Below are 10,000 nucleotides of genomic sequence, written 5' to 3' on the forward strand. Positions count from 1 at the left end.
TACAATTACCGTTTCATCTTCAAAAATAACTTCACTTTCTTTAGATTCTAATTCATGGAAATACAAATTGTAACCTGTAAACGAACCCGAAGCTCGTAATTGCAATAAAATAATTTCTTTAATTCCTTTTGGACCATAAACGTGTAAATCATTTTCGCGATTTAGCAACATAAAAGTAGAAATCAAACCGATTAATCCATAAAAATGATCGCCGTGTAAATGCGAAATAAAAATATGATTAATACGAGAAAACTTGATTTTATGCTTGCGCAATTGCACTTGTGTTCCTTCACCACAATCAATTAAAAACATATGATTTTTTATGTCTAAAACCTGTGATGTTGGATTCGTTATGGTTCGTGGAGTGGCTGCGTAACAACCGAGTATTTGTAATTTCATTTCAATTGATAGTTGATAATGAATAATTAACAATTATCAGAATTATCAATTTTCAATTATCAATTTTTAATTATTAAAATCCTAAATCGCGTTCAATTTCGTCCATTTCAATCATGTCGTGAGCTTCTAAAACAGAAGGAACCACGTTTAAATAATTGGGAACTTTATTAAAATCAACCGTATCTGTTACAATTATAATTGATTTTTTAGCTTTTTTATGAGTCTTTGCCAACTCTTTAAAATGAGCTAAATCAGCATTAGAAAGGGTTTTATTATTTGACACATCCAAAATTAAATTCTGACCTTGAAACACATGATATTCATTGGTGATTTTACCCACAAAAGCTTCAATATTATTTTGCGTGTCTTTGATGATGGTGGTATGTCCTTTTTGATCTACTTTCATTTTGGTTGGGATTTTTTATTTGGCTTAGAATTTATTATATAACTTTCACCTAATTCAATTGCTCTTAAATATTGTTCTTTATGCAAATCATTTTGGATTTCGTCAAAAATTAATACTTTTTCATCAATACAATTTCCAAGTTTCCAATTATAATTTTTTACTGATTTCTCTATTATAAGTTTTGCTTCATTGAAAGTTTTACAATTTATAAAACATTCGATATTTGAGTTTATATCTTCATATTCAGAAAAATCATCATGAATTTTTATTTCAAATTTTAAATACTTCATTTCAACCATTTCAATTGAATTTCTGATTTTATGCTAAGATACTAATTTTTAATCTTACTTGCCAATAAATAAATCACTGCCATTCGCACCGCAACTCCATTTTCTACTTGTTCCAAAATTACCGATTGTTGTGAATCCGCTACATCTGAAGTAATTTCCACTCCTCTATTAATTGGCCCTGGATGCATTATTACGATTTCTTTATTTAGCGAATCTAACAATTCTTTGGTAACGCCGTATTGTTGTGTGTATTCTCTTGTCGTTGGGAAATAACTTACGTCTAAACGCTCGTTTTGAACACGTAACATGTTGGCTACATCTGCCCATTCTAAAGCTTTTCGAAGATTAGGTTCAACCTTCACTCCAAGCGATTCAATATATTTTGGAATTAATGTTTTTGGTCCGCATACTTTTACTTCTGCGCCTTGCATTTGGAGAGCGAAGATATTGGATAAGGCTACTCTTGAGTGTAAAATATCACCAACAATAACGATTTTTTTCCCACCAACATCGCCTAATTTTTCTCTAATTGTAAAGCTGTCTAATAAGGCTTGTGTTGGATGTTCGTGAGCTCCATCTCCTGCATTTACAACACTTGCACTAATATTTTGTGATAAGAAATGAGCGGCTCCAGGGCTGCTGTGACGCATCACAACCATATCTACTTTCATAGATAATATGTTGTTAACCGTATCAATTAAAGTCTCCCCTTTTTTAACCGAAGATTGTGCTGCCGAAAAACTAATGACATCCGCTGAAAGTCGCTTTTGAGCTAATTCGAAAGATAATTTGGTTCTTGTACTGTTTTCAAAGAAAATATTGGCTATGGTAACATCTCGTAAAGACGGTACTTTTTTGATTGGACGATTAATAACTTCTTTGAAATGGTCTGCCGTTTCGAAAATTAAATCGATATCTTGTTTGGTAATGTATTTTATTCCGATTAAATGATTTACTGATAATTCTTTCATTTATATGTAGTTGTGTGTTTGTAGTTATGTTATTTTGTGATTAGATAAACGGCATCTTCTCCATCGTTTTCAAGCCATTTTACTAATACTTTTTCGTTGTTTATGGCATCTACTTGTCTTCCTCTATAATCAGGTTGAATAGGTAAATGACGACTAAATCTTCTGTCAATTAGCGTTAAAAGTTCTACTTCTGATGGTCTTCCAAAGGATTGAATTGCAGTTAAAGCGGCATTAATACTTCTTCCTGTATACAAAACATCGTCAATGAAGACTACTTTTTTATCTTCTACTAAAAAATCGATTTGGGTTTTGTTAGCTTCTAATGGTTTTTCGCCTCTTCTAAAATCATCGCGAAAGAAAGTAATATCTAAAAATCCCAATTGAATGTTGGAAACTTGATATTCTGATTCTAAAATTTGTTTGATTCTTTCGGCTAAAAATTTACCTCTTGGTTGTAAACCGATTAAGATAGTATTTGAGAAATCTAAATGATTTTCAATTAGTTGACAAGCTAATCGATGCAAGATAATGTGTACTTCTTTTGAAGTGAGCAAAATTTTTTGACTCATAGTGTGTTGTTTGTACAAATTTAGAATTTATATTTCTAATAGCAATTGTATTGTAAAAAAAATCCCGTTACTAAAATTAGCAACGGGATTCATATTAAGAATACATTTTCTTTCTTAATTCTTTGATTTTTTCATCTTCTAAATACTCATCAAATGTCATGTATCTGTCGATAGCTCCATTTGGTGTTAATTCTAAGATTCTGTTTCCTACGGTTTGCGCAAACTCGTGGTCATGCGTAGTAAACAATACCGAACCTTTGAAATTATTTAATGAATTATTAAAAGCGGTAATCGATTCTAAGTCTAAGTGATTCGTTGGTTCGTCTAACATTAATACGTTAGCTCTAATCATCATCATTCTTGATAACATACAACGTACTTTTTCTCCTCCAGATAAAACGTTACATTTTTTCAAAGCTTCTTCTCCTGAGAAAATCATTTTTCCTAAGAATCCACGAACATAAACTTCATCGCGCTCTTCTTCTGTTTTAGCCCATTGACGTAACCAATCTACTAAGTTTAAATCAACACCATCAAAAAACTCATGGTTATCAACTGGTAAATAGGATTGCGTAGTAGTAATTCCCCAATCAAATGTTCCAGCATCTGGAGTCATTTTGTTGTTTAAAATTTCATAAAAAGCCGTTGTTGCTCTCGAATCTTTTGAAAAAACTACAATTTTATCTCCTTTAGCCATGTTTAAATCTACATTTTTAAACAAGGTTTCTCCATCTACTGAAGCTGCTAAATTCTGAACATTTAAAATTTGATCACCTGCTTCTCTTTCGGTATCGAAAATAATAGCTGGATATCTTCTGCTTGAAGGCTTAATCTCGTCTAAATTTAATTTTTCAATCATTTTTTTACGAGAAGTAGCTTGTTTTGATTTTGCCACATTCGCACTAAAACGACGGATAAATTCTTCTAATTCAGCTTTTTTCTCTTCAGCTTTCTTATTTTGTTGTGCTTTTTGACGTGCTGCTAATTGTGAAGATTCGTACCAAAACGTATAATTTCCAGAATAATGTGTAATTTTTCCGAAATCGATATCCGAAACGTGTGTACAAACCGCATCTAAAAAGTGACGGTCATGCGAAACCACTAAAACCGTATTTTCATAATTCGCTAAGAAATTCTCTAACCAACCAATAGTTTCAAAATCCAAGTCGTTGGTAGGCTCATCCATAATTAACACATCTGGATTTCCAAATAAAGCTTGCGCTAATAAGACACGAACTTTTAGTTTTCCATCCAAATCAGCCATTAAAGTATAATGATGTTCCGCACCAATTTCTAAGTTAGATAACATGGTTGCAGCATCACTTTCTGCATTCCAACCGTTCATTTCATCAAACTGCAATTGCAATTCACCAATTCTGTTGGCGTTTTCATCGGTATAATCGGCATACAAAGCATCCATTTCTGTTTTGATAGCATGCAATACTTTATTTCCCATTAAAACTGTTTCTAAAACAGTGTGTTCGTCAAATAAGTTGTGATTTTGGTTTAAAACCGACATACGTTTTCCTGGCTCAAGAATTACTCTACCAGACGTTGGTTCCATTTCACCAGCAATAATTTTCATGAAGGTAGATTTCCCCGCACCATTGGCTCCAATGATTCCGTAGCAGTTACCTTGTGTGAACGTTGTATTTACTTCATCGAATAAAATTCGTTTCCCAAATTGAACCGATAAATTTGAAACTGTTAACATTTTTGTATTTTTTTATAAAACTGTTGCAAAAGTACTAAAAATAGTAGATTTTTGAACACTTTAATTTAGAATTAATATAGGTTTATTTTAACTGTACCTTAACAACAAGATTTGAATATAACTGATACATTTGTTCAGAAATTAATAATCAAATGCATGATTAAAAATTACATTAAATACTTTTTGCCCCTTTCTATCGTCCTTTTCTCTACTTTAACTTCTTGTAAAAGAACATTTAAGGAAGATGATTTTGTAGCTTATTTTGGTGGAGAAGTATTAAATCCTCAAGAAAAATATGTTTTGTTTTTAAAAGATGATGAAGTAATTGATACTATTTATCTAGACAAAAACAATCGCTTCATGCATAAATTTGATTCGTTAGCTCCTGGCTTGTACTCTTTTAAACATAATCCTGAATACCAATATGTGTATTTTGATAAGAATGACAGTTTAATGGTTCGAGTAAATACATTTGATTTTGATAACTCAGTCGTTTTTTGTGGTCGAGGCGATGAAAAGAATAATTTCTTAATGGAATTGTACCTTAAAAATGAAGCTGATAAAGACAAGATGTATGACAATTTTGATAAAGATGTTAAAAGTTTTATCAAAAATATAGATTCGAGTTTTGCTATTCGTAAATCTTTTTACTTAAAACGTAAGGCAGAAATTGGTTGGGATGAAAATTTTGATGTGTTAGCTAAGGCTTGCCTTAATTTTCATCACATTACAAAAAAAGAAATTTATCCCTACGCACACCAATTTAGAACTGGCGAAAATATCAGAACAAAATTGCCCTCTAATTATTACGAACATCGAAAAGAAGTAGATTTTGATAATACTCTTTTAACAAACTATTCGCCTTTTATTAAATACGTAAGTGTGATGTTGAATAACGTTTCCCTGCAAAAGGATCATTTAGATTTAAATGAGAATTCGTTAGAAAACAACATTGAGAAATTAAATATTACGGATACTTTAATTAAAAATCAAAAAGTTAAAAATGTGGTATTGAATAATGTAGCGATGATGTACTTGTTAGAAGATCAAAACATGTACAACAATCAGAAATTCATTGAGCGTTATTTACAATTAACTACTGACAAGGAAAACAAAAAAGAAATCACAGAGATTTACAATTCGGTTCAGAATTTAAAAGTGGGTAATCGTTTACCTAAAATTGAATTGGTAGATACGGTTTATAAGCCGATAGATATAAATAGTGTTATTAACAAACCAACCGTTTTATTCTTTTGGACGAGTCATGCTGAATCGCATTTTGTAGCATCTCACAGAAAAGTAATGGAATTACAGGCTAAATATCCAAATTACGAATTTATTGCCATTAATGTAAATGACAATGTTGCCAATTGGAAAAACGCCTTGAAAAAATACAATTTTGAAAGCATAAAAGAACTTCATGCTTCTGACTTTGAAGCTATCAGAAAACAATGGGTGATTACAAAGATTCACCGCATTATCATCTTAAATGCAGATGGCACTATCAAAAATGGTTTTGCTAATTTGTTTGATGTAAATTTTGAACAGAACTTAGAATAATAAAATACTAATTATAAAAAAAGCGTTCTAAATTAGAACGCTTTTTTGTTTTATATAGTTTAGAAAATTATTTATTTCCTTTTTCGTAATCTGCAATAAACTGAGCAATACCGATATCTGTTAATGGATGTTTTAATAATCCAGTAATTGATGATAATGGTCCAGTCATAACATCAGCACCAATTTTAGCACAGTTAATCACGTGCATGGTGTGACGAACAGAAGCTGCTAAAATTTGCGTTTCAAATCCGTAGTTATCATAAATTTGACGAATTTCATCGATTAAATTTAAACCATCTGTAGAAACATCATCTAATCTTCCTAAGAAAGGCGAACAATAAGTTGCTCCCGCTTTAGCAGCCAATAAAGCTTGTCCAGCAGAGAAGATTAATGTTACATTGGTTTTAATTCCTTTATCAGAGAAATATTTACATGCTTTTACACCTTCTTTAGTCATAGGTAATTTCACTACGATTTGTTCATGTAAGTCAGCTAACTCCTCACCTTCTCTAATCATACCTTCTAAATCCATTGCATTTACTTCTGCACTTACATCACCGTCAACAATGTTGCAAATGTCTACGTAATGTTTTAGGATATTGTTTTTTCCTGTAATGCCTTCTTTAGCCATTAACGATGGGTTTGTAGTAACACCATCTAAAATTCCTAATTCTTGTGCTTCTTTAATTTGCTCTAAATTAGCTGTGTCAATAAAAAATTTCATCTTTTTTAAATTTTAAAGTATTGTGTGTTGTTTTGAATTGCAAAAGTAAGAAATCAAAATGCATTTGCAATGACAATTTCAAAAATCAATTTCAAATACAAAATAATAAAGTTAAACAATTGATATTGAAATTGATATTGAATTTTGAAATTACTAAAGCTTATAATGATTCATCAACATTCTCTCATACACCGTATCAGGCAAAATACGTTTTAAAACAATAGAAAACTTTTGCATAAAAGCCCCAACTTTATAATGTACTTTTGGTTTATCGGTTTTAATGATAGCAAAAATTGCTTCTGCCATTTCGTTTGGATTACTGCCGCTATCAACGTGCGAATCCATTTCTTTTAAGGTGTTTCCGTAAGGAACTTCATAAGCTGAACCTTTCACCACTGGCGCATGATAACGACCTGCTGCTATGTTGGTTGCGAAATCACCTGGAGCGACATTAGTAATTTGGATTCCGAAGGATTTAACCTCCATTCGTAGGGCTTCGGTGATTAATTCTAAAGCGCCTTTTGAAGCGGAATAAATTCCACGATAAGGCAATCCCATATAACCCGCAATCGAAGTAATATTAATAATTAAACCCGATTTTTGCTCACGCATTTGTGGTAAAACCGCTTTCATCACTTCAATTGGACCAAATAAATTCGTTTCAAAATTATTTCGGATTTCTTCCGTTGGAATTTCTTCGATTGGTCCCGTAATTCCAACTCCAGCATTGTTAATTACAATATCCAATCGTCCTGATTTTTGAATCACTTCGGCTACACAATTGACAATACTTTGCTTATCGCGAACATCTAAAGCTACTAATGGAAATATCGAATTTGTGATTTTTTCAGGATTTCGGCTTGTGCCATATACTACAAAACCTTTTTGATGTAAAAACTCACCAATTGACTTTCCAATTCCTGATGAACCACCTGTAATTAATACTACTTTACTCATTTTAGTGTGAATTATATTGCGAAAATACGGCTTTAAATTATTTCAAGGAAATTCCTAACCCAACTTTCTCCGAAAGCAACACTTTCCCTTTTTCAATCGTGCTTCCAAAAGCGATGTCGTTAGCAATTAAATTCGCGCCATCTAAATCTACATAATCCACTAACGGAACCAAAACCGCTCCGGCTGAAATTCCAACGGTAGATTCGGTCATGCAGCCTATCATGATTTTGAAATCGTTGGCTCGTGCTTCTTTAATTAATTGTAAAGCTGGAGTCAACCCTCCCGTTTTGACTAATTTGATGTTGATGGTTTTATAATGCGATTTTAAATCGAAAAGTTTTGTTTGTTCTTGGCAATCTTCATCGGCCATCCAATTCGCAAATTTTGAATCATTTAAATGGGAATAATTTGAAATACCAGTTTTCATGGGTTGTTCAATATAAGTGAATTGAGCTGATAACGGATTTTCTTCCAATTGCTGACATTCGGAAATAGAAAAACTTCCGTTAGCATCTAAAGCGATTTCTTTTTCGCAATTCAGTAATAAATCCAATGCTTTTTCATCGTAATGATTCCATTTTACTTTGAATTTATTCCAATCGGATTTTGCGATTTTTTGCAATTGCTCTTCTATTGGAGCGACACTTATGGTGATAGAAGATTCGGGTAATTGTTGTATTTCAATCGAATTCAATTCTAAGAAACTCTTGTTTTCTAACTTCCCGAATAAATCCCAATACGCACAATCTAAAGCCGATCGCAAAAATGAATGCAATTGTAAACTTTCTAAAAAAGCATAAAATTCAGAAGGATGCTTTAGGGATTGTTTTTCAATTTGAGCTTGAATTTCGGCTAATTTCTGAGTGAAATCACTCAAGTTAATTCCGTAGTAATCAATCGCTGTACATTCACCATAACCTGTTTTTCCGTTTTTGGAAAGTGAAACAATTAAGGCTTCTCTGAACGAGTAACTTCCATAACTAATTGAAAACGTTTCTTTTAGTTGTAAGCGAACAATTTGCCAAGTGATTTGCATAGGAATTAGAATTGGTGTAAAAATAAAAAATCTCCACAAAGGGAGATAACAATTCAAAAGAAATAAAAAATGGCAAGCGACCTACATCGCACCGCTACAACCACATACCTTTGCTGTGTTCCCACCCTGGAGGAGTCTGCAGGAGCTGGTCGTGTAGGACTTGCCGGTGCAAATATACAACCTTTTTATATTTTTGCAAGGCAATTGTGAGTATAAAAAATCATTGTATATTTACGTAATTAAATATTTCAACCATGTTAAAAGTTAAGCTATTCGCTTTCATTGTTTTAGGCGTAATTTCTACGTCATGTAAAGAAGATGAAAATGCATTAAAAAATTTATTTTCTATTGAAAATCCTACAATAAAACCGATTCTTAAGCTTGAAGAAAGCATCGATTTGGTCTTACAAAACAAAGAAAACAAAACCATTGATTCTGTCGTTTACTACATAAACGAAGTTAAAATTGGTTCGGTAAAAGGAAATGAGAAATTCCCTTTTGCCTTGAGCAATCAAAAATTGGGTAACCAAACTATTAAAGCCTTAGTTTATTTTGAAGGACAAAATATTGATATCACTTCTGGATTTTCAATTTACGCGAGTGCAGAACCAAAGATTTTGAATTATAAAATCGTGAATTCCTATCCTCACGATATTAATGCTTACACGCAAGGTTTTGAATTTTATAATGGTGTTTTATTCGAAGGTACGGGACAGCGCGGAGAATCAACTTTGCGAAAAACGGATTATAAAACGGGTAACGTTATCGAACAAATTAAGTTAGAAGATAAGTATTTCGGCGAAGGAATTACAGTTTTAAAAGACAAAATCTATCAACTAACATGGCAAGAAAAAACAGGTTTCGTTTATGATGCGAAAACTTTTAAATTAGAAAAAACGTTTTCATTTGAAACCGAAGGATGGGGAATTACCAATGACGGAGAAAAATTATACATGAGTGACGGAACTGAAAAAATCTACATTTTAAACCCAGAAACCTTGAAAGTGGAAGATTATATTAATGTTTACACGAATGGTGCTAAAATAGAAGCTGTTAATGAATTGGAATGGGTTAATGGAAAAATATGGGCTAACATTTACCAAAAAGATGCTATTGCTGTAATTAATCCAAAAACAGGAGCAGTAGAAAATGTGATTAATTGTCATGATTTAAGAAGCAAAGTAACTCAACATCAAGAATTAGATGCGTTCAATGGAATTGCATTTAACCCAGCTACTAAAACATATTTTGTTACGGGTAAAAATTGGGATAAAACTTTTGAGATTACAGTTGATTAATCTGATTTAAAAAAACATAAAAAAAAGCCTCATTTCTGAGGCTTTTTTACTTTTAGATTTTACTCGTAATAATATC

11 protein-coding genes and 1 other RNA gene are annotated in these 10,000 nt (G+C 32.0%); 2 read left to right on the forward strand and 10 right to left on the reverse strand.

What is annotated here, in order from left to right; translation table 11 throughout:
* From LDL23_RS04530 to LDL23_RS04555, 6 genes are all read right to left on the reverse strand, one after another.
* Positions 1 to 399, reverse strand: a 399-nt coding sequence (locus LDL23_RS04530; RefSeq protein ID WP_291264649.1) for an MBL fold metallo-hydrolase, incomplete at its 3' end; no start/stop codon positions are given.
* Between the two features lie 73 nt (positions 400 to 472).
* Positions 473 to 805: a ribonuclease Z gene (locus LDL23_RS04535; RefSeq protein WP_291264650.1), complete on the reverse strand. Its 333-nt coding sequence runs from the start codon at positions 803 to 805 to the stop codon at positions 473 to 475.
* Positions 802 to 1,095, reverse strand: a complete 294-nt coding sequence (locus LDL23_RS04540; RefSeq protein WP_291264651.1) for a hypothetical protein — start codon at positions 1,093 to 1,095, stop codon at positions 802 to 804. Before LDL23_RS04540 ends, LDL23_RS04535 begins: the two co-directional genes overlap by 4 nt.
* Positions 1,096 to 1,136: 41 nt before the next feature.
* Positions 1,137 to 2,066, reverse strand: a complete 930-nt coding sequence (locus LDL23_RS04545) for an aspartate carbamoyltransferase catalytic subunit (protein ID WP_291264652.1) — start codon at positions 2,064 to 2,066, stop codon at positions 1,137 to 1,139.
* Positions 2,067 to 2,095: 29 nt separating this feature from the next.
* Positions 2,096 to 2,635 (reverse strand): bifunctional pyr operon transcriptional regulator/uracil phosphoribosyltransferase PyrR, encoded by a 540-nt coding sequence (gene pyrR / locus LDL23_RS04550; RefSeq protein WP_291264653.1) that lies wholly within the window; start codon positions 2,633 to 2,635, stop codon positions 2,096 to 2,098.
* Positions 2,636 to 2,729: 94 nt separating this feature from the next.
* Entirely contained in the window at positions 2,730 to 4,349 is a 1,620-nt protein-coding gene (locus tag LDL23_RS04555; protein WP_291264654.1) for an ABC-F family ATP-binding cassette domain-containing protein, read from the reverse strand.
* A 156-nt stretch (positions 4,350 to 4,505) separates the two neighbouring features.
* On the opposite strand from LDL23_RS04555, the gene LDL23_RS04560 reads away from it, so the two are divergent.
* Positions 4,506 to 5,909: a thioredoxin-like domain-containing protein gene (locus LDL23_RS04560; protein WP_291264655.1), complete on the forward strand. Its 1,404-nt coding sequence runs from the start codon at positions 4,506 to 4,508 to the stop codon at positions 5,907 to 5,909.
* A 67-nt stretch (positions 5,910 to 5,976) separates the two neighbouring features.
* Here the strand turns inward: LDL23_RS04560 and fsa are convergent, their stop codons facing one another.
* From fsa to ffs, 4 genes are all read right to left on the reverse strand, one after another.
* Entirely contained in the window at positions 5,977 to 6,633 is a 657-nt protein-coding gene (gene fsa, locus LDL23_RS04565) for a fructose-6-phosphate aldolase (protein WP_026726663.1), read from the reverse strand.
* A 153-nt stretch (positions 6,634 to 6,786) separates the two neighbouring features.
* A complete protein-coding gene (locus tag LDL23_RS04570; protein WP_291264656.1) occupies positions 6,787 to 7,590 on the reverse strand; it encodes an SDR family oxidoreductase in 804 nt (267 codons plus the stop codon).
* Between the two features lie 37 nt (positions 7,591 to 7,627).
* Positions 7,628 to 8,626 (reverse strand): enolase C-terminal domain-like protein, encoded by a 999-nt coding sequence (locus LDL23_RS04575; protein WP_291264657.1) that lies wholly within the window; start codon positions 8,624 to 8,626, stop codon positions 7,628 to 7,630.
* Between the two features lie 67 nt (positions 8,627 to 8,693).
* Positions 8,694 to 8,792, reverse strand: an RNA gene (gene ffs, locus LDL23_RS04580) — signal recognition particle sRNA small type.
* A gap of 88 nt (positions 8,793 to 8,880) precedes the next feature.
* On the opposite strand from ffs, the gene LDL23_RS04585 reads away from it, so the two are divergent.
* On the forward strand, positions 8,881 to 9,924 hold the full coding sequence (locus LDL23_RS04585; protein ID WP_291264658.1) for a glutaminyl-peptide cyclotransferase: 1,044 nt from the start codon (positions 8,881 to 8,883) through the stop codon (positions 9,922 to 9,924).
* The last annotated feature ends 76 nt before the right edge of the window (positions 9,925 to 10,000 follow it).

It is taken from the genome of Flavobacterium sp., assembly GCF_020217025.1.
GTDB lineage: Bacteria > Bacteroidota > Bacteroidia > Flavobacteriales > Flavobacteriaceae > Flavobacterium.